We start from the raw sequence: 19,068 nt of genomic DNA, 5'->3' as shown, positions 1-19,068 counted from the left end.
TTTAACCAACAATAAGCTAAAACCTATTTGTGACACTAAATCGAACTATACCAATCAAAGCTGCCGAACACCGGCATCAGTTTAAACTGCCAATTAGTTTGAAGGCTCTAAAAGATATCTCCTGGCAGTTATATAAGTCAAATTTACTAGAGATTAGAAATCAGTTGGACGATATTTTTAGTAATTCAACATAATAAGGTGTGCTTTCCATACCATATAGGCTTGGAAAGATCACCTTTTTAAATAACTAATAAAAATATAAACGCAATAGTACTTACAGGTACGTTGTGGGTAATTAAAACAAATGGCAAAATCATTAGTTATAATATTAATAAGCTTACTTACTAGTTGTATAAGCAAAAGCAATAAATCTACTTATGTAAGCGATCTAGAAGATTACGTTCCAAAAGATTCAAGCTTCTATAAAACAAATTTGACTTCAATCTCAAAACAAATGATTCGACTTGCAGAATATGATTTTACAGAAAATCAAGTTCAATCTATTTGGATTGGGAATCGAGGAGCGACACCTGAAGAAATTAAGAAAACAGAAGATAGATTGCGAATTAATTTACCCAATGATTATCGTGACTTCATATTAACTTCAAATGGATTTCAAAAGATCAATGAAGTTGAACCAACATTTTTCTCAATTGGAGAAATAGATTATTTAAAAAATGTAGACACCAATTTAATAGAAATATGGAAAGCTTTTGGAACATATGATATTGGGAAAACATTAGAAAAAAGCATCATTATTGGGGGAATAATGGAGGAACAGTCTTTCTTATTAATTCCACCAGATAACCAGTATAAGAATTGGAGGTATTGGAAATTTGCCGCATGGATTCCTGGAGAGGAACCTTATGAAAACTTAAAAGAATATTTCAGCAAAGTGTTGGAATTTATGAATGAACTTGAGCAATAAATAACTACCCACAACACGCTGGCATAAAGCATGGCTCGTTCGGCTCGTCCTGACACCTTAGTCTACCGTCTTAGCCCCCCTATCGAGTGACACGACACCACGACTAATGCGCCACGACTTCATCCAGCAAACGTTATGGTGCATAAATAAAAGACACAGCAACATGATAAAGAACCAACTATTATTGATAGGATTGTTAATGACTATAATAAACTCGTCTTGTCAAAATAACAATACTAAGGTTTTGGAGACGTACTCTGATGATAAGATTAAAACCATGATTGAATATATCAATCCAAAAGACACCACAAATATTAGATTGATTGCATTTTATAATTCAGGAGATACAAATTTTGTTTATTCAATCTTTCAAAATGAGAAAAACGGATTGTCTAAATTCTTTTATAAGAATGGTCAGATTAAATATAAAATTAACTACAAAAATGATCAGTTTCATGGAGAAAGTAAATTTTGGTATCCCAATGGTCAATTATGGCAACAAGCATCATATGACAACGGACTACTTGTTGACACACTACTTGATTTTTATGAAAATGGAATTCAAAAATCAATAGGAGTATTTGCCAGTGGAAAGGGTAATTTAAAGTACTATCACCCAAATGGAGAATTGTGGAAAACTGGAAAAATGCAAAATGGAAAAGAAGTGGGTGATTGGATTTATTACTATTCAAATGGCGTAAAGTCAAGCGAAGGAACATATCAAAACGGATTGCGTCATGGAGATTATAAAATGTACTTTAAAACGGGAGAATTAATGGAAAGCGGTCGATATAGTTTTAACGTAATTACAGAAAGCACCCATTATTTAAAAAACGGACAGATTGACTCTGAATTGACTGAATTTGCAAAACGGAATAGAAACCTTGTTCCTTGGACCGAAGAACAAAAGCAGACTTTTGTAAGTAATTGTATTAGTGACAAATTAAAAGAAAATAAAAACAGAGGAGATGATTACTGCTATTGTTTTGTTGGGAAAATTGAACTTTTTTGGAGTTATGCTGATTATTTGACTGCATCAGAAAAAGAACATCAAGAATTAATGCGATTAATTGAAAGACTTTGTGATTATGAATAAATTATGCGCCATAACCCGCCGGACATAAAGCACGACACAGTCGGCTCATCCTGCTAATCGTTGGGCCGCATATTGATAACCCCCTAATAATTATGAAAAAACTCGAAATAATACTTGGAATAATAGCTACAACAGCCTTTATCATGAACTTATTTTTTGTACCAGGTAGTAGTTTACTAATCCTACTTTCACTAGGTACTTTGACTATTCTTTATTATGCATTTAGCCTTCTTTTATTTAATAAAATTGACTTAAACCAAATAGGAAACAGGTACACATATCAAGGAATTTCTAAATTGCGCATTATTGGTTCCATTGCAGCTGGAATTGTACTATCAACTACCTATGCAGGTATAATGTTTAAACTAATACATTATCCTGGAGCAACAATAGTCTTAAATATAGGATTAATAACAAACCTAGTTGTATTTATTGTTATTTTAATAAAACACCTAAGAATCAATGACAATTACTACCTAAGGATCTTAAAAAGGATCATGATAATTGGCGGCATTGGACTAATGTTAGTTTCAATATCTGAGTTAACCATTGTGAAATTCAAATTTCGCAACTATCCGGAATATATTAATATTTACGAAGCACATATAAATGATCCTCAGAATGAAGAATTAAGAATAAAAAAAGAAATTGAATTTTATAGGATAACAATGTCGGAAGAAGAATTTAAGACATATATGGATTATCGACAAAATCAATTGAAAGAATAAATACGTTGCAATAACGCGCTGGCATAAAGCATGGCTCGGTTGGCTCGTCCTAAGGCTTTTCTCTATTGTAAGGAGGCACAACAATACGACTAACGAGGCTAGACTTCATTCGGCAAACGTTGGCACACATTAAAACCCAACATCTATGAAAAATATATTAGCTTTCACCTTATTTTTTTTAATACTTTCAAGTTGTTCTGATTCTAATCCTAAAGTTGTTTATAATGACCAATTAGACACAATGTCTAATCAAATTATTATTGATACTTTGGCAATTAAGGTTGCGGGACTTCCAATTCATTTTGATAGCACAGAATATCTTATTTATCCTATTGGTGAATATAAACCTAAAACAAATGGTCGAAAAGTGTTTATGAGTTCTTATAGTTCAAGTTCAAGTGGGGCAGCATTTTTTTACAAAAGTAAGAACTCTGTTTCTGGTGACTTAAACAACTTAAAGTTTCAACATATTGACTCAATTGGATTTTCACAATTAACAACCAATCAATTAAAAATAAGAGAGTTTTCATTTTTAGGAAAAAGACGAACATCTTGTGATGTTCAGGTTCTTATTTACCGAGTTACAGACAAAGATACTAATAGAGATCTGAAATTAGATGATGACGATATTGAGTCTCTTTATATTAGCGATGTCAATGGACTAAATTTTATAAAACTTACACCAGAATTTGAAGAACTAATTGATTGGGAACTAATTAAAATCCAAAGTAGAATTTATTTTATAACCTCAGAAGATATCGACAAAAACGGGGAATTTACTAAATCTGATATGCTGCATTATTACTACGTTGATTTGAATAAGGATAGTAGGATTGTTGTTGAATACAATCCAATATAAAAACGTGTGCCAACCCGCTGGCATAAAGCATGGCTAGGTTGGCTCATCCTAATTGAAAATATATCTTGAAAAAAAGATTAAATGGTTAAGAAAGATTTAAACGACCTTAAAAATCTCACAGACAAAGAACTTCTGGATCTTATTGAGGATACCAGGGTAAAACAAGGTGACTTAATCATTCGATTAAAAAGAGAATTAAAACTTAGAAAAGAACTTGAAAAATTATCAAATCCTGTTAGTTTTTCTAAACAACAAAATGAGCCAAACAAGAAAACTAATTATCTAAAGCTCTCAATTAGCTTATTAATAATTAGCTCAATAGTTAGCTATTATACTTTCAGAGATCCCAATGCAGAATATTCAAAAAGAACCATTGGAACAATTAATGAGTTGGTTGAATTAACAACATATTCGCAAAGCTTCCGTGGGATGAGTCATATATTACTTGGGTATATAGCAAAATATAATTATCAGGTTGATAGCATTAATTATGGAGGGCAAACTTTTATAAAAAGTAATGTAAAAAACTCACACCGTATTAAGGAAATAAAAAAGAATTTAGGTGTTAAGAAGTTTGTAATCCGGTATAAAGATAATGAGCCTGACAGAAGTGTCTTAGATCTTGATAAGATTATTTTAGATGATTGAAAACATTGCCCATCCATCGGATATATAGTATGAATTACTTTGCTCGTCCTACGGCTTTTTTTAACTTTAGATTGACTGCACTTCAAGAATGAAAGTATTAGAGAATGTGGTAAAGATTGAGTGGCATAAACGAGCGTTGCAACGCAAACTAACCAATATGAAGAAATTCTAATTTTTAATATTAATTACTTTAATAGTAATTAGTTGTAAGAAAGATTACAGCTCTTTAAAGTTTTATGATTTCAAAATAAATAATGAACTTACAACATCGACAATAAAGTTAGTGCCATTGACAAAATCTGATTTTTGGTTATTGTCAGCAGATACAATTCTTGTAATTCCTGGAGAAAAGATAATTATTGGTACTTTAAGTGAATATAATGATGACAAAAAAATAGTCGATCGATATGAAGATGGAGACAAAATCGAATCTTTTGATTTGTATATAGATAATGTAAAATCTAACATTGATTTTTCCACAAGAAAATATTGGACATTTGAGACAGGCCTTGTGGATCAGAGTGCTATTTATATACTCAATATCAATGAAGAGACAATTAAACTTGATTAATTCTAATGATGAAAATTTTATACATTATTGTTTTTAGTTTTTTGATAGTTAGTTGCGATTATCAAGGTACTTTTACATTTAAGGTTAAAAATGAGACTTCTTATCAGATTGGATTAATATTTGAAAATGAAAACACCTATTATTCAAGTACCGAAGAATTTAATGATACTGTATTTGTTAAACCTAACGAAGAAAAAACTATTCGAATTATATATGCTCCTTTGAATAGTCCAGCCCATGATTGTTTAAATGTACATGGAATGACTTATTTTGAGGAACTAGTTTTTAACACATATATAGATGGAGTTAAGCTAGAAAAACAATTGTGGCAACCTGAAAATTGGACTTATTCATCTTCATCAAAATGGGATGCAACATATTCAATGGCCATAACTGAAGAAATGATTCAAATAAAAAATAACCCAACTCAACACGCTGCAAATAAAGCATGGCTCGAATAACTTTTTATGGAACATGTTAATATCTTGTCTTAACTTTAATCAATCTTTAATTGTTTTTAGAACCAATAACCATTATTAAATCCATATATTAGTTAGTCAAAATCTTTTTAAAGTAAGAAATCTGTAACTTATACTTTTCATTTATCTCACTTTATAATGCATTCAATCTCTGAATTAACTTTTATAATTAAACACACCCTACTATGAAAACACGATTATTAGTAATTGCTACTATTTGTTGGATAGCAATAGCCTGCCAAACCAACACTAACACTCCGGATCAAACCATTTATTACAATGGTGATATTATTACAATGGAAGGTGATCAACCTCAGTACAAAGAAGCAGTAGTTCAGGAAAATGGAAATATTGTGTATGTAGGTACTAAAGCAGAAGCCATGCAAAAATATGGCTTAGCAAAGCAGGTTGATCTGAATGGAAAAACCTTGCTTCCGGCATTTTTAGATGGGCATGGACACTTTTTTAATGTTGGATTTACTGCATTGTGTGCCAATCTCTTACCTCCTCCTGACGGCCCGGGTGCAGATGTTGCGTCTGTTGTGGAGACAATGATGGCATATAAAGGTACTGAAGATGAAAAATTGATGGCAGAAAAACTGGGATGGATTATTGGTAATGGATATGATGATTCACAGCTGGCTGAAAAAAACCATCCAAAAGCCAGTGATTTGGATAAAATAAGTACTGATTTTCCTGTAATTATTCTTCATCAATCGGGACACTTAGGCGTTGTTAATAGCAAAGGCCTAGAGCTTGCCGGTTATACTTCAGAAACACCAGACCCCAAAGGAGGTGTTATAAGAAGAGATGAAAACGGAAATCCAAACGGTGTACTAGAGGAAGCCGCAATGTTTAATATTCTTTTCCCGCTATTAGGAAAATTGGATGAGGAATTAGCTATTAAATGTATTAATAAAGGACAGGAAGAATATGCCAAAAAAGGTTATTTAACTGCACAAGATGGTAGAACAACCGTTGAACAGCTTGCAGCCCTTAGGGCAGCTGCAGATGACAGCATTTATTATATTGATGTAGTAGCTTATCCGGATATGACCCTTGGTACAGAATTTATTACAGAAGGAACTTATATTCCCACACACATTTATAAAAATAAATTTAGAGTAGGCGGTGTAAAACTTACGCTGGATGGTTCACCACAAGGAAAAACAGCATGGCTAACAAAATGTTATCATGTAAACCCCGAAGGCAGATCGGGATGCTATGAAGGCTACCCTATTATGAGCGATGATAAAGCTACTGGTTTTGTTAAAACAGCCTTTAAAAATAAATGGCAAATACTGGCCCATACGAATGGAGATGCGGCCATTGACCAATATATTACTGCAGTAAAAGCAGCAGAAGAGGAGTATGGTTATGATGATCACAGAACCGTGATGGTACATGGTCAAACATTGCGTCATGATCAGATTCCTGAACTGGTTAAGCTTAAAATGCTGCCTTCTTTATTTCCTATGCATACGTTTTACTGGGGAGACTGGCATCGCGAATCGGTATTAGGTGAACCAAGAGCTGAGTACATTTCACCATGCAGAGATGTTATTGATGCAGGACTAACCATCACATCACATCACGATGCACCAGTAACCTTCCCTAATTCAATGCGTGTTTTAGATGCTACTGTTAACAGAGTTACCCGAAGTGGTAAAATATTAGGCCCTGAACAAAGAATAACAACCTACGAGGGTTTGAAAACATTAACCGCATGGGCTGCTTATCAGTATTTCGAGGAAGAAAGCAAAGGTACCCTTACAGTTGGCAAACTAGCTGACTTTGTAATTCTGAATGAAAACCCTCTTAAAATTGAACCGACAGAGATTCATGATATTCAAATTTTAGAATCGATTAAAGGGGGTAAAACGGTATTTCAGATGAAATACTAATATTCTTACATCGTGACAACAATTACTATGTTTTAGTAATTAGTTGCTTATTTTATTACATTTAGCCCTTATTAATCAAAAACCAATTACTATGATTTTAGGAGTTTGCGGATGGCTTAGTTCAAAACTGGGGTGGTCGGTGCAGGCATTACGTATTGCCTTTGTTATTGCAGCCTTGTTTTTTGGAACAGGAGTAGGACTTTATTTAATACTTTGGATTGTAAAGATGTTTTCGAAATAACATATAACATAGCAGCCGGTCATTTTGCATGACCGGCTGCGTAACTTAAACCATATAATTCAACTTAATCACCTTTTACTGCTCTTATAATAAACCAACATACATAGGAGATAAAAAACAATGCCCCACCCCAAAGAACTGAAACGCTGGCTGCTTTAAGGCCGGCAGCCAAAGCTGTATTTGATACTTCTTTGTAGCGCTGAATAAAATCAAGAATCTCATATAAACCCATTGCATTCCATAAAAGCGATGCAAAAAAGGCCATACTTCCCAGGTATAGCACAGAATTAATTAATAATTTAGAAACTACTTCTTTCCTCATCAGTTTATAAAAAACAATTATAGCCAAAACAATAGCTGCCAATCCGAATAAGGTAATGGGTATCATACCCGGTAATCCTCCATGCACTAAAAAATTATTATCCATGTTGATAAAGTTTAGTTTAACAAAAATAATGCTCAAACCTACTTATCAATCTTTTCTGCCCGAAATAAATGCGACCAATGGTCGTAAAAGATAGCTCAACAACATTCGTAAATCTTTTAACCGCAATCCAGTAGTTCATCGTACAACTATAGTTGTTAGTCGCATATTATAAACGAGATATTAAAAAAGCTCATATTTTATGTACATTTCAGGATGAAAAGTATAAAAGCATATCCAAAGCAAAGTGTTGTATTCAATAGTTTGTTTATCCTCTACTGGGTATGTGCAGCTGTATTTTTTAAACTTTTCTATGGTGGATATGTCGCTACAACAAACGAAACCATTGCTTATACATTAATATATTTGATTATTGCTTTTATAAGTGTTGATATTCACCATCGATTTATTACTCAACCGAACATTCAAAAACATGAATACAAACGCTTTATTCTTTTTTCGATTTTTCTCTTTATTGTAGCTTTTTGGCTGGAAGCCATGGCTTCGTTTATTCTTCACTTTTACTTTCTGGATTTAACCGAAAACCATTCGTTTTCGCAAAACAGGATTTTCAGAACGCAGATTGGGGGAGTAAATATGATTGTTTTTGGAGGTATTGCACTCAGGTTTATCAACGAAACATTCCTCTTGATGAAACAAAAAGAAGAAAAAGAGAAACAACGGATCGAGAGTTTATTAGCACTAAAAGAAGTAGAGCTGGAACAATTGAGAGGTCAAATAAACCCTCACTTTTTATTCAATTCACTGAATTGCATTTATGGCTTAAGTCTCGAAAAATCGGAACAAACACCGGATGTTATTTTGCGTTTATCATCTATACTTGATTACATTCTTTATCAATGCAAAGAAGATGTACCGATAAGTAAGGAGATAGAGCAACTAAAAAACTATTCGTCCATTCAAAAGGAACGTTTTGGCAAGCTGCTAGAATATACCTTTAATGCAAACATTAAGACGGATAGAAACGTAGCCCCTTTACTTCTGTTTACCTTGATTGAGAATGCATTTAAACATGCTAAACCCGATGAAAATAACCAAATTATCATAGATATTAAAATAAAATGCTCTGATGCATTAGAACTGCAAATAACTAATTCTATTGATCAAAAATCTTATTCATCAGAAAGAAATGGTGGTGTTGGATTAACCAACCTACAGAGACGATTGGAGCTATTGTATCCCGGTCAACACCAATTAAAATGTGAAGAGAATAATAACTATTACATCACCTCTCTTAAAATAAACTTTACCCAAGCCAATGAATAAAATCAAATGCATAGTTGTGGATGATGAACCTGTTGCCATCAGAATATTAGAAAAGCACCTGAGTATTTTTTCGGAGATCGAGATTATAGCAACATTTAACCTGGCCACCGACGCTTTAAATTACATGAGAGAGAACCATGTTGATTTATTATTTCTTGACATTAAAATGCCACGAATGACGGGTATAGAATTTTTGAAGTCTTGTAAGGTTCAACCAGCTGTTATTTTAACTACCGCCTATCGTAACTATGCGGTGGAAGCATACGATCTGGATGTAATTGACTATTTGGTAAAACCTATATCCCTAGAAAGAATAGGACGTGCCATTAGTCGTTATCACGAGCGACACACATCACACAAACAAGATGAGAATCATACTTCTGCCGATCAATTCATCCATATCAAAAGCAATAAGGAAACAGTACGGTTAAAAGTCAGTACCATCCAATATATAGAAAGTATGGCTGATTATATCATTATCTACCATGATGGTGGTAAAATAATATCGCGCAATCGCATTAGCCAGATGGAAGAGGAACTGAATAAAAATTTGATTCGTATACATCGAAGATACCTGGTTCCACCTTCACGTATTGAATCCATCACAGGTAACATGATTAAAATAAATAGCAAACAATTACCAATAGGCCGAACCTACAGACATGAAGTCAATAAATTACTTCACTTAAAATAGTTGTCTGCTTCAGATTTCGTTCCAATAAAGTTGTGGAAAAAAAAGATTGCCTTCCGACAATCTTTTTTAAGGATATGAGATCACTCGCACGGTGGCCTGAAATTTCCATTCATTGAAACCCATTGCAGATTGGTTACTAAACCTTCTTCGCCTACAACTCTCATTAATATTACCTGGCCAATACGTACATAATTTTCAACCCTCACAAAATTATATCGCTTACCAGTAGTTAGGCCATATACGTCACTTTTCTTAACACTAAAGTGAGTTACATTACCATTTTCAACTACCTGAAAAACAACTGTACCAACCAGCTGTTCTCCCGCACACATACAATAAAAATCAATAGCAAAAGGCATTTCATAAGCCTTACTATTCGATTCGGGATTATTAGCTCCAACATTCATCACCATCAAAAAGGAGAATAAAACGCCCATTGTCCATTTACCTAATTCTTTCATAACAACATGTTTTAAAGTTTGCAATACAAATGTCTTTTAAAACATGTTGCATGTCTTGCAATTTGAATTCAGCTTAATGTAAACTTGTTGCAAAACAGGAAATTTTGATTCATTTCAAAAAAAAGAGACCCTGTAAAAACAAGATCCCTTCAAATATCAATTCTTTTTACTTTATGATTTAATAGCTTTATAAATCAAAGCTCCAACAGCAGCTCCGGCAATGGGGATTAAAATAAAAAGCCATAATTGGGCCAATGCCCAGTCGCCAACAAAAACAGCCTGACTAAGACTACGAGCCGGGTTTACTGAAGTATTGGTAACCGGAATGCTAATCAGATGAATCAGTGTTAATGTTAAACCAATGGCTATTCCTCCAAATCCTTTGGGTGCCGCATCATCGGTTGCTCCCATAATAATAATCAAAAAAATCATTGTCATCACAAACTCCGACACAATAGCTGCAGTCATGCTATACCCTCCCGGCGAATGTTCACCGTAACCATTAGCAGCAAAACTTCCTATCTCGCTTCCGTTTCCTGTGGCAATAACAAACAAAACAGCTGCTGCTGCAATAGCACCGATACATTGAGCAATAATGTATGGAAGAACATCCTTTTTATCCATACGGCCTCCAACATATAATCCAACGGTAACAGCAGGGTTAAGATGAGCACCGGATATATGCCCGATGGCATAGGCCATGGTCAAAACCGACAATCCAAAAGCAATGGAAACACCTACTAACCCAATTCCAACTTCCGGAAAGGCAGCAGCCAGTACAGCACTTCCACAGCCTCCTAATACCAGCCAGAAAGTGCCAAAGAATTCAGCAAAATATTTGTTCATAATTCATAATTTGGGTGGTCCTACTCGTAAGGCTTTTCGGTTCGGCCTCGTTTTTATAGTGATACAGACTCCACTAATGAATAAATTTCAACTATTTATTGGAAATTGGCAACAGAATTTAATTAAAAAGCCATTAGCTGTTGACTGATAGCTAATGGCTTTTTCTATTTATGAATAGAAAAATTCATTCTAAAAGAAAAACAAATCTCTGATAAGAAAGATTCATTTTTGAGCCTGCCTGTCGGCAAACAGGGCTTGTGTAGCTAATTAATTGGGGGTTTACTTTGTAAATGACCAATTAAGAAGCGAGCGTAACAAAAAAAATGGAGTTTTCTTTCAGAGATTATTTATTGAATTTATCTACAATCACTGCGCAGGCCGCATCTCCGGTTATATTAAACATGGTGCGTAACATATCAAACACACGATCCAGAGCATATAATAAAGGTAATCCTGCAATAGGAATATCAGCTGCCACCAAAACCGCTATCACTAATAAAGAGGGTCCCGGAACACCCGCCTGACCAATAGATCCCACCGTGGATGTCATTATAATTGCCAGGTAATGTGTTAAGGTTAATTCAACACCAAATAACTGTGCAAAAAATACGGCTACCAAAGCATAATACAACGCACTCCCTGTCATATTAATGGTTGCACCCAGAGGTAATACAAAACCGGAAGTAGCTTTTGATACTCCCATTTCTTCCTCACATATCTCCATGTTTACAGGCAAAGTGGCCATTGATGAACTGGTTGATAAAGCAACAATTTGTGCTTTTGTCATTTTAGAAAAAAAGGTTTTGATAGATGCTTTTGAGAATAACTTAAGTGTTAGCGGGTACATCACAAATAAAATGATGATACCTCCCAGAATATTCACCCAAAGTAAATCAAGTGCCATCGACAACAAGTCGAAACCAAAAGCTCCAATGGATGAAGCCATCAAACCAAATACTCCCACAGGAGCCGTCCACATTACAATCTTAATCATCCAGATTAAAGCCTCAATAAGGTAGTTCATCCCTTTCATAAGAGGATCTTTCTTTGTTTGAGGTAATGTTGAGATACCAATTCCCAGAAACAAACCAAAAAAGATAATCTGAAGTATATTACCACTTACTAATGATTCGATAGGATTCTCTGGTATGATACTCATGATAATATCCCAAAATCCGGCTGATGTATGTTCCGGAGAAGCTTCCTGCGGGAACATCGCCAATACTTTTTCCGGTTCTAATCCTTTACCCGGGCCAAACACTTCTCCCAAAAACAAGCCTAACGATACAGATACAATAGTAGTAGCTAAAAAATACACGATTGTACTTATTCCGATCTTACCGGCCGATTTGGTAGCCCCCAACGATGCCGCCCCTGAAATAATTGATACTGCTACCAATGGCACCACTAACATCTTTATTAGTTGAATAAAAACATCGCCTAATGGTGAGAAAATGGAGGCATCTGGTCCCATGAATATTCCAACAGCCACCCCGATACTCATGGCTACTAAAATCTGAAATCCTAAATTCTTAATAAGCTTTTTAAAAGTCATCCTTTATTTTATATGATTTGTTTTTTAATTGACGCATAAGATCGTAGCGATAATTCAGGATCCAAACCTATATTTAAATGATCCTGTAAAGGTTTTCTATTCCCATCAAACCCGTTTTATTGTTATCTTTGACGACTGCTTCTGCTAGTATTCAAAAATAATACCATTATTAATGATTGATCAGGTAACCATAGATAAAGTCCTTGAAACCGCCAATAGCCAAATTATTGAGGTGGTATCAGACTATGTTACCTTGCGCCGTCGCGGTATCAATTATTTAGGTAATTGTCCGTTTCATAACGAGAAAACTCCATCCTTTACTGTTTCGCCCCACAAAGGTATATTTAAATGTTTTGGTTGTGGCGAAGGAGGAAATGCGCTCAACTTTATTATGAAGCACGATCAGCTTTCGTTTGTTGAAGCAATCAAAGCTCTAGGTAAAAAGTTCAACATTGAAGTTGCCGAAGAAGAGTATTCTCCCGAACAGCAAAAGCAGAGAAACGAGCGCGAAAGCATGATGCTGGTAAGTGAGTTTGCCGGTAAGTATTTTACCAAAATGCTTAACGAAACAGATGAAGGTAAATCGGTTGGCTTAGGTTATTTCCGTAGTCGTGGTTTCCGCGACGATATCATTCATAAGTTCGATCTAGGTTATTCGCCGGAGAAAAAAGATGCTCTAACGAACGAAGCCACTAAACAAGGATATAAACTCGAGTATCTTGAAAAGACCGGCCTAACCATTGTTCGTGATGATTACAAAGCCGATCGTTTCAGAGGACGTGTGATGTTTCCGATTCACAGCCTTGCCGGTAAGGTAATAGCATTCGGTGGCAGAATTCTAAAGACAGATGTAAAAACCGCCAAATACCTGAATTCGCCGGAATCGGAAATCTATCATAAGAGCCGTGTTCTTTATGGTATTTTTCAGGCCAAGCAAGAGATTACACGTCATGATATGTGTTACCTGGTGGAGGGTTATACCGATGTACTATCGTTTCACCAGGCAGGCATCAGTAATGTTGTGGCCTCATCAGGTACAGCATTAACACCAGATCAGATCAGACTGATTGCCCGATTCACTAAAAACATCACCATCATATACGATGGCGACCCGGCAGGTATTAAAGCATCATTAAGAGGAATTGACCTGGTTTTGGCAGAAGGGATGAACGTTAAAGTTTTACTTTTACCTGATGGTGAAGATCCGGATACTTTTGCCAAAGAACGTAGTGAAGAAGAGCTGACTCAATATATTCAGGATAACCAAAAGGATTTTATCAAGTTTAAGACTTCTTTGCTTTTAGAGGATGCCCAAAACGATCCAATTAAAAGAGCCCAGCTCATTCAGGATATCGTTCGAAGTATTTCCACCATCCCCGACTCTATTATTCGTTCTGTTTACATGAAAGAATGTAGTAGTTTGCTTAAAGTTGATGAGCGTGTTTTGGTGCAGGAGATTGGCAAGCTTCAACGGAAAAAGTCAGAAGAAAACTTCCGACGTAATACTACCAGTAATGAGCGACCAGTTAATTATCAACAATCTGCACCTCAACAAAACCAAAGTACAGCAAATCCTTTTGAACTGGAAGAAAGAGAAGTACTTCGGTTTATGGTTAAACATGGCGAAAAGTTGCTTTCTGATTTAACTGAAGACGGCCAACAAGTTACTGTCGGTCAATATATCATTCATGAATTGAAGCAAGATGATCTTTTGAGTATCAATCCACTTTATAATAAGATGATGGAGGTTTACGAACCCGTTTGTCACGATGCAAATGTGGTGTCTCAGAAGTTTTTCGTTAATAATGCCAACACTGACCTTAGCCAATTGGCATCCGATCTTATTGGAAAAGAATATCAGCTAAGCCGCATCCACGAAAAATTTGGTAAGGTAACTCACGAGGAAGAAATTTATCAGGAACTGGTAATAAAGATTGTTGCTGAGCTAAAGTGGAAGAAGGTAAAAATTGTATTAAAAGAAAAACGAGCGCAGTTACAACAGCTCGGATCCAATGGAAATGAAGAACAATTAATGGAACTGATGCAGGAAATTAATACCTGGCAGAAAGTTCTGGCTCATATATCAAAAGAGTTAGGCGGAAGAACCATCGTTTAAAACACATATAAAATGCAAACACTTAACCACACAGACATTGAAGTTATTGAAGCGATTATACGCAAATGCGATATTTGTTTTATCGGAGTAGTAACTGCCGACAATAAACCATACGTGCTTCCGATGAACTATGGCTATAAAGACAAAGCCATTTATCTGCACTCTGCTCCCGAAGGAAGGTTAATCGATATTATTGAAAATAACAATCACATATGCATCACTTTCTCAACAGATAATGAGTTGGTTTTTCAACACCCTGAAGTTGCATGCAGTTATCGCATGAAATCAAAAAGTGTGGTTATTGAAGGACAGGTTGAGTTTATTGATGACATGGATGAAAAGCGCGAAGCACTTAACATTTTAATGAAGACATACAGCGACAAAGAGTTCAAATACAACGATCCTGCTGTGCGTAATGTTAAAATCTGGAAGGTACCAATGGACAATGTATCCTGTAAAGAATTTGGTGCTCCTCATGACGAATATCGCCTAAAACGTAATATCGATGAGTTGAAGAACCATCCTAAAAACAAGTAATAGCTATTTGTTTTAGATCAACCAAGCTTTTATATTTGAATTACAAACCTCAGAGTTACGCTTTATGAAGAAAGCCTTTTTGTTGTTATCTGTTTCTATTTTTGTTTTTGTAAGTTTTGCTCAATCTAAAAAAGAGAGCAAAGTAAAAACCATTTACTCACAAGGCTTTAATAGCGATAAAAGCACCGGTGATTTTGAATATTCTGATGCTTCTAAATGGTTAATCAGCAAAAAAGGTAAATCAGGTAAATCACTAAAATGCCTGGGTAAAGGACAATATATCGATGTTAATGGTGGACCATCTATTATGGCCATTTTAAAAAATATTGAGGTCAAGGATTTTGAACTTGAGCTATTGGTGCAGCAAAATGGTAAGAATTTCGACTTACTTGATTTCTGTATTTTTTACGGAATTAAGGATAGTCTGCATTACTCATATGCCCAAATTGCCGGTCATGCCGATAAAAGCACACATAATATTTTTCAGGTGGATGCTGCTAAACCTCAACGCTTATGCGACAAAAAAGACAAAGGAATACGTTGGGGAGTTGATGAGTGGCATAAAGTTAAAGTGGTTCGAAACACAAGTAATCAATCATTGAAAGTATATTTTAACGATGAACTAATTCTTCAAACCAATGAAGATTCTATCACATCGGGTTATATTGGGTTTGGTTCAACCAATAGTGCATTAAAAGTTGATAATATTAAACTGATGGCCACAGATTATACCAAAAACTCATCAACCATATTCTAATCTCTTTCTATGGCACTTAACTATTTGTGGATAGCCTTCTTTTTAATTGCTTTTGTTGTCGGACTGGTACGCTTAATTGTATTCGGCGATTTAGAAGTGTTCCCGGATATGATGAATGCCACATTTGATAGTGCCAAAACAGGATTTAATATTTCTTTAGGCTTAACAGGGGCCTTAACTCTTTGGATGGGATTAATGAAAGTTGGTGAGAAAGGTGGAATGGTTCAGTTGATGTCGCGAGCCATTGGTCCATTTTTTAGCCGTTTGTTTCCTGAGTTACCCAAAAATCATCCCGCCTACGGAAGTATGATGATGAACATAGCAGCCAACATGCTGGGACTAGATAATGCAGCAACACCTGTAGGGCTTAAGGCAATGAAAGAGTTGCAGGAATCAAACCCCAATAAAGACACTGCCTCCAATGCCCAAATAATGTTTTTGGTATTAAACACCAGTGGACTAACCATTATACCTATAAGTGTAATGGCCATAAGAGCAACGGAAGGAGCTGTTAACCCATCAGATATTTTTCTTCCAATACTTCTGGCAACATTCTTTAGTACTCTGGTAGGAATTGTATCTGTTTCAATTGTTCAGAAAATTAATTTGTTTGATAGAGTAATCCTGGCCTATCTTGGAGGTTTTACGGCTCTTATTGGTGGCTTCATCTGGTATCTTTCAACCTTATCACGAGAGATGGTTAATACCATATCATTACTTGGCGCTAATCTGCTATTGTTCTCGATAATTATTGCATTTATTGTAATGGCTCTTCGTAAAAAAGAAAACGTATACGATGCTTTTATTGAAGGTGCTAAAGAAGGCTTTGGTATAGCTATTAAAATAATCCCTTTCTTAGTAGCCATATTAGTTGCCATTGCTGTTTTTCGCGAATCAGGCACCATGGATTTTATCGTTGATGGAATTAGAAATGTTGTTGCATTCTTTGGATTTGATACCCGATTTGTTGATGCTCTTCCAACAGCCTTTATGAAACCATTGAGTGGAGGTGCTGCCCGAGGAATGATGGTAGAAATATTATCAAACTCAAATTTCGGTGTAGATTCATTTGTTGGTAAAGTGGCCAGTACTATTCAGGGATCAACTGATACTACTTTTTATGTGTTGGCTGTTTATTTTGGATCAGTAGGAGTAAAACGAACCAGGCATGCGGTTGGATGTGGATTAATAGCCGATTTAGCTGGTATAATCGCTTCTATCTGGTTGGCTTATTTATTCTTTGGATAGCTAATCTTTGCTAGTTCTGCATCTTAACTTCTAACTCTTCCTGCTTTGCATCCAATTGTCTGCAAGGAATATCAATATAAAAAATACTGCCTTTTTCTGGTTCCGATTCAAGCCAAATAATACCTCCAAGCATTTTCACATACTCTTTTGAGATAGATAGACCCAATCCCGATCCTTCAAATTCACTTGAATAAGAAATATCGGCACGTACAAACTGATTAAAAATTACATCTTGCTTGTCCTTATTAATACCAATCCCAGTATCTTTAATGGCAAATTTAGCAAACGAATTGCTTATGGAATATGATATAGTAACACTCCCATTGTAGGTAAATTTGATTGCGTTCTTTAAAAGATTGGTTAATATGGAATGTAACTTGTATTCATCTGATTTTATAACGCAAGGATTTTCGCATTCTCCTTTCTCCATTAACAGTTGAATTCCTTTTTCATTGGCTTCAACCTTAAAAAACTCGTAGATTTCATCAATCATTTTTGTCAGGTCAACCTCTTTCAGAATCAACTTTTCAGCTCCGGATTCAATCTTTGAAATATCGATAATATTATTAATGGTAGAAAGCATTCTTGAACCGCTCTTTTGAATCAGGCTTATGTAATATTCTTGTTCTTCAGATCCGTATTCGGCCGACTTAAGTAATTCAGAAAAGCCTAAAATCCCGTTCATTGGGGTTCTAATTTCATGGCTCATATTCGCTAAAAAAGCCGATTTCATCTGATCGCTTACTTCAGCACGAACTTTAGCTATTTCCAACTCCTGACGAATTATATTATTAATCTCAAGCTGATGTTGTAAATGTTTTGTCTTCTGCCGAATCTGCTTTTTTAATAATCGGTTAAAAAACAAAAGAATACCAATAACCAAACTAATTATGCATCCCCATACAAGAATATCTTTGAGGTAGTAACGCCAATTGTGTGGTGGTTCATCATATTCTTTTATCCACTTATCATAAATATCTTGGTAAGATCCGTTAGCCATAATGATCTCAAGACCATTATTAAGTATTTCTGCTAACTCGGGAAAATCACTACTGACTTTAAATCCCATATTCCGCTCAAGAAACACCTCATTTAAAGATTCTACAAAGTCAAAACCATTTTGCTTGATGTAATATTTTCCTCCGATCTTTTGAGCAATGGCACAAGTAACATCCGGTTGCTTTAATGCCTTAAATAACTCATCGTAGCTATTTACAAAAATAAAAGTGGTATTGGGGTTCAACGTTAACATATAGTGCTCTAACACATCGTTCTCCCAAATAACTATTTTAGGTCGTTGTTCGGTTCTAATTTTTTCAACAGAAAGCTTTGAATGAATATCGCTATTATAAAAAAAGCAATGGCTGGTGCTAATTACTGATCGGGTATAAAAAAATTTCTCATCTGACGTACCTGGATAATGTACTCCAGCAACCGCCTGTATTTCTCCACTATTCAGAGATTGTACAATTTCTTCCCAATTTCCTACCGATATTTTAATTCTATCATCATAGATATTATTAATTGCATTTATAATATCAATATTAAAACCTACCATTTCTCCTTCTGAGTTATAAAAATGATAGGGTGGATAGTTGTGACTGACCATAACATTATACTGCCCCATAGCACTAACTTTGGGCACTACAAAAACTAACAGTAAAATGTATACAAAGGTCCGCATCTAAA

20 protein-coding genes are annotated in these 19,068 nt (G+C 35.1%); 15 read left to right on the top strand and 5 right to left on the bottom strand.

Features of this window, described 5'->3' with window-relative positions; all coding sequences use genetic code 11:
- Positions 1-304 precede the first annotated feature (304 nt).
- The 9 genes from KEM10_RS15080 to KEM10_RS15040 all read left to right on the top strand — a co-directional run bounded on the left by KEM10_RS15080 (position 305) and on the right by KEM10_RS15040 (position 7,454).
- Positions 305-928 (top strand): SMI1/KNR4 family protein, encoded by a 624-nt coding sequence (locus tag KEM10_RS15080; RefSeq protein ID WP_212216859.1) that lies wholly within the window; start codon positions 305-307, stop codon positions 926-928.
- Positions 929-1,091: 163 nt separating this feature from the next.
- Positions 1,092-2,024, top strand: a complete 933-nt coding sequence (locus KEM10_RS15075; RefSeq protein ID WP_212216858.1) for a toxin-antitoxin system YwqK family antitoxin — start codon at positions 1,092-1,094, stop codon at positions 2,022-2,024.
- A 92-nt stretch (positions 2,025-2,116) separates the two neighbouring features.
- The gene (locus KEM10_RS15070) at positions 2,117-2,752 is read left to right on the top strand and encodes a GldL-related protein (RefSeq protein WP_212216857.1); all 636 of its coding nucleotides are present in this window, start codon (positions 2,117-2,119) and stop codon (positions 2,750-2,752) included.
- Positions 2,753-2,897: 145 nt separating this feature from the next.
- Positions 2,898-3,611, top strand: coding sequence for a hypothetical protein (locus tag KEM10_RS15065; protein ID WP_212216856.1), 714 nt, complete (start codon positions 2,898-2,900; stop codon positions 3,609-3,611).
- A gap of 81 nt (positions 3,612-3,692) precedes the next feature.
- The gene (locus tag KEM10_RS15060) at positions 3,693-4,259 is read left to right on the top strand and encodes a hypothetical protein (protein WP_212216855.1); all 567 of its coding nucleotides are present in this window, start codon (positions 3,693-3,695) and stop codon (positions 4,257-4,259) included.
- Positions 4,260-4,548: 289 nt separating this feature from the next.
- The gene (locus KEM10_RS15055) at positions 4,549-4,830 is read left to right on the top strand and encodes a hypothetical protein (protein ID WP_212216854.1); all 282 of its coding nucleotides are present in this window, start codon (positions 4,549-4,551) and stop codon (positions 4,828-4,830) included.
- A 5-nt stretch (positions 4,831-4,835) separates the two neighbouring features.
- The gene (locus KEM10_RS15050; RefSeq protein WP_212216853.1) at positions 4,836-5,291 is read left to right on the top strand and encodes a hypothetical protein; all 456 of its coding nucleotides are present in this window, start codon (positions 4,836-4,838) and stop codon (positions 5,289-5,291) included.
- A 203-nt stretch (positions 5,292-5,494) separates the two neighbouring features.
- Positions 5,495-7,213, top strand: a complete 1,719-nt coding sequence (locus KEM10_RS15045; RefSeq protein WP_212216852.1) for an amidohydrolase — start codon at positions 5,495-5,497, stop codon at positions 7,211-7,213.
- 91 nt (positions 7,214-7,304) lie between these two features.
- Positions 7,305-7,454, top strand: coding sequence for a PspC domain-containing protein (locus KEM10_RS15040; protein ID WP_212216851.1), 150 nt, complete (start codon positions 7,305-7,307; stop codon positions 7,452-7,454).
- Between the two features lie 64 nt (positions 7,455-7,518).
- Here the strand turns inward: KEM10_RS15040 and KEM10_RS15035 are convergent, their stop codons facing one another.
- Positions 7,519-7,881: a hypothetical protein gene (locus tag KEM10_RS15035; RefSeq protein WP_212216850.1), complete on the bottom strand. Its 363-nt coding sequence runs from the start codon at positions 7,879-7,881 to the stop codon at positions 7,519-7,521.
- Between the two features lie 213 nt (positions 7,882-8,094).
- Here KEM10_RS15035 and KEM10_RS15030 point away from each other — a divergent pair, with 213 nt between their 5' ends.
- Together KEM10_RS15030 and KEM10_RS15025 are read left to right on the top strand one after the other, a co-directional pair.
- Positions 8,095-9,165, top strand: a complete 1,071-nt coding sequence (locus tag KEM10_RS15030) for a sensor histidine kinase (protein ID WP_212216849.1) — start codon at positions 8,095-8,097, stop codon at positions 9,163-9,165.
- Complete coding sequence (locus tag KEM10_RS15025) at positions 9,158-9,859, top strand: LytR/AlgR family response regulator transcription factor (protein WP_212216848.1); 702 nt, start codon at positions 9,158-9,160, stop codon at positions 9,857-9,859. The genes KEM10_RS15030 and KEM10_RS15025 overlap by 8 nt, the downstream gene beginning before the upstream one ends.
- An 80-nt stretch (positions 9,860-9,939) precedes the next feature.
- On the opposite strand, the gene KEM10_RS15020 is transcribed toward KEM10_RS15025, so the two are convergent.
- The 3 genes from KEM10_RS15020 to KEM10_RS15010 all read right to left on the bottom strand — a co-directional run bounded on the left by KEM10_RS15020 (position 9,940) and on the right by KEM10_RS15010 (position 12,721).
- A complete protein-coding gene (locus tag KEM10_RS15020) occupies positions 9,940-10,320 on the bottom strand; it encodes a hypothetical protein (protein WP_212216847.1) in 381 nt (126 codons plus the stop codon).
- 171 nt (positions 10,321-10,491) lie between these two features.
- Entirely contained in the window at positions 10,492-11,166 is a 675-nt protein-coding gene (aqpZ, locus tag KEM10_RS15015) for an aquaporin Z (protein ID WP_212216846.1), read from the bottom strand.
- A gap of 343 nt (positions 11,167-11,509) precedes the next feature.
- The gene (locus tag KEM10_RS15010; protein ID WP_212216845.1) at positions 11,510-12,721 is read right to left on the bottom strand and encodes a dicarboxylate/amino acid:cation symporter; all 1,212 of its coding nucleotides are present in this window, start codon (positions 12,719-12,721) and stop codon (positions 11,510-11,512) included.
- A 172-nt stretch (positions 12,722-12,893) separates the two neighbouring features.
- Between KEM10_RS15010 and dnaG the strand changes: the two genes are divergently transcribed.
- The 4 genes from dnaG (at position 12,894) to KEM10_RS14990 (ending at position 17,379) form a co-directional block, all read left to right on the top strand.
- Positions 12,894-14,837: a DNA primase gene (dnaG, locus tag KEM10_RS15005; protein ID WP_212216844.1), complete on the top strand. Its 1,944-nt coding sequence runs from the start codon at positions 12,894-12,896 to the stop codon at positions 14,835-14,837.
- A 12-nt stretch (positions 14,838-14,849) separates the two neighbouring features.
- On the top strand, positions 14,850-15,374 hold the full coding sequence (locus KEM10_RS15000) for a pyridoxamine 5'-phosphate oxidase family protein (protein ID WP_212216843.1): 525 nt from the start codon (positions 14,850-14,852) through the stop codon (positions 15,372-15,374).
- A 64-nt stretch (positions 15,375-15,438) separates the two neighbouring features.
- Entirely contained in the window at positions 15,439-16,131 is a 693-nt protein-coding gene (locus KEM10_RS14995; protein ID WP_212216842.1) for a hypothetical protein, read from the top strand.
- A 9-nt stretch (positions 16,132-16,140) separates the two neighbouring features.
- Positions 16,141-17,379: a nucleoside recognition domain-containing protein gene (locus tag KEM10_RS14990; RefSeq protein ID WP_212216841.1), complete on the top strand. Its 1,239-nt coding sequence runs from the start codon at positions 16,141-16,143 to the stop codon at positions 17,377-17,379.
- A gap of 10 nt (positions 17,380-17,389) precedes the next feature.
- Here KEM10_RS14990 and KEM10_RS14985 read toward each other — a convergent pair whose 3' ends face one another.
- On the bottom strand, positions 17,390-19,063 hold the full coding sequence (locus KEM10_RS14985) for an ATP-binding protein (protein WP_212216840.1): 1,674 nt from the start codon (positions 19,061-19,063) through the stop codon (positions 17,390-17,392).
- Positions 19,064-19,068: the final 5 nt, after the last annotated feature.

It is taken from the genome of Carboxylicivirga linearis (assembly GCF_018271995.1).
In the GTDB taxonomy this organism is placed as follows: domain Bacteria; phylum Bacteroidota; class Bacteroidia; order Bacteroidales; family Marinilabiliaceae; genus Carboxylicivirga; species Carboxylicivirga linearis.
The sequence above is the reverse complement of the archived record's forward strand: the minus strand, read 5'-3'. Positions and strand labels throughout refer to the sequence as shown.

Coding starts and splice junctions, on each gene's coding strand:
- KEM10_RS15040 (WP_212216851.1), top strand. CDS start 7,305: ATGATTTTAGGAGTTTGCGGATGGCTTAGTTCAAAACTGGGGTGGTCG.
- KEM10_RS15000 (WP_212216843.1), top strand. CDS start 14,850: ATGCAAACACTTAACCACACAGACATTGAAGTTATTGAAGCGATTATA.
- KEM10_RS15050 (WP_212216853.1), top strand. CDS start 4,836: ATGATGAAAATTTTATACATTATTGTTTTTAGTTTTTTGATAGTTAGT.
- aqpZ (WP_212216846.1), bottom strand. CDS start 11,166: ATGAACAAATATTTTGCTGAATTCTTTGGCACTTTCTGGCTGGTATTA.
- KEM10_RS15070 (WP_212216857.1), top strand. CDS start 2,117: ATGAAAAAACTCGAAATAATACTTGGAATAATAGCTACAACAGCCTTT.
- KEM10_RS14995 (WP_212216842.1), top strand. CDS start 15,439: ATGAAGAAAGCCTTTTTGTTGTTATCTGTTTCTATTTTTGTTTTTGTA.
- KEM10_RS15010 (WP_212216845.1), bottom strand. CDS start 12,721: ATGACTTTTAAAAAGCTTATTAAGAATTTAGGATTTCAGATTTTAGTA.
- KEM10_RS15035 (WP_212216850.1), bottom strand. CDS start 7,881: ATGGATAATAATTTTTTAGTGCATGGAGGATTACCGGGTATGATACCC.
- KEM10_RS15025 (WP_212216848.1), top strand. CDS start 9,158: ATGAATAAAATCAAATGCATAGTTGTGGATGATGAACCTGTTGCCATC.
- KEM10_RS15080 (WP_212216859.1), top strand. CDS start 305: ATGGCAAAATCATTAGTTATAATATTAATAAGCTTACTTACTAGTTGT.
- KEM10_RS15030 (WP_212216849.1), top strand. CDS start 8,095: ATGAAAAGTATAAAAGCATATCCAAAGCAAAGTGTTGTATTCAATAGT.
- KEM10_RS15045 (WP_212216852.1), top strand. CDS start 5,495: ATGAAAACACGATTATTAGTAATTGCTACTATTTGTTGGATAGCAATA.
- KEM10_RS14990 (WP_212216841.1), top strand. CDS start 16,141: ATGGCACTTAACTATTTGTGGATAGCCTTCTTTTTAATTGCTTTTGTT.
- KEM10_RS15075 (WP_212216858.1), top strand. CDS start 1,092: ATGATAAAGAACCAACTATTATTGATAGGATTGTTAATGACTATAATA.
- KEM10_RS14985 (WP_212216840.1), bottom strand. CDS start 19,063: ATGCGGACCTTTGTATACATTTTACTGTTAGTTTTTGTAGTGCCCAAA.
- KEM10_RS15020 (WP_212216847.1), bottom strand. CDS start 10,320: ATGAAAGAATTAGGTAAATGGACAATGGGCGTTTTATTCTCCTTTTTG.
- KEM10_RS15060 (WP_212216855.1), top strand. CDS start 3,693: ATGGTTAAGAAAGATTTAAACGACCTTAAAAATCTCACAGACAAAGAA.
- KEM10_RS15065 (WP_212216856.1), top strand. CDS start 2,898: ATGAAAAATATATTAGCTTTCACCTTATTTTTTTTAATACTTTCAAGT.
- dnaG (WP_212216844.1), top strand. CDS start 12,894: ATGATTGATCAGGTAACCATAGATAAAGTCCTTGAAACCGCCAATAGC.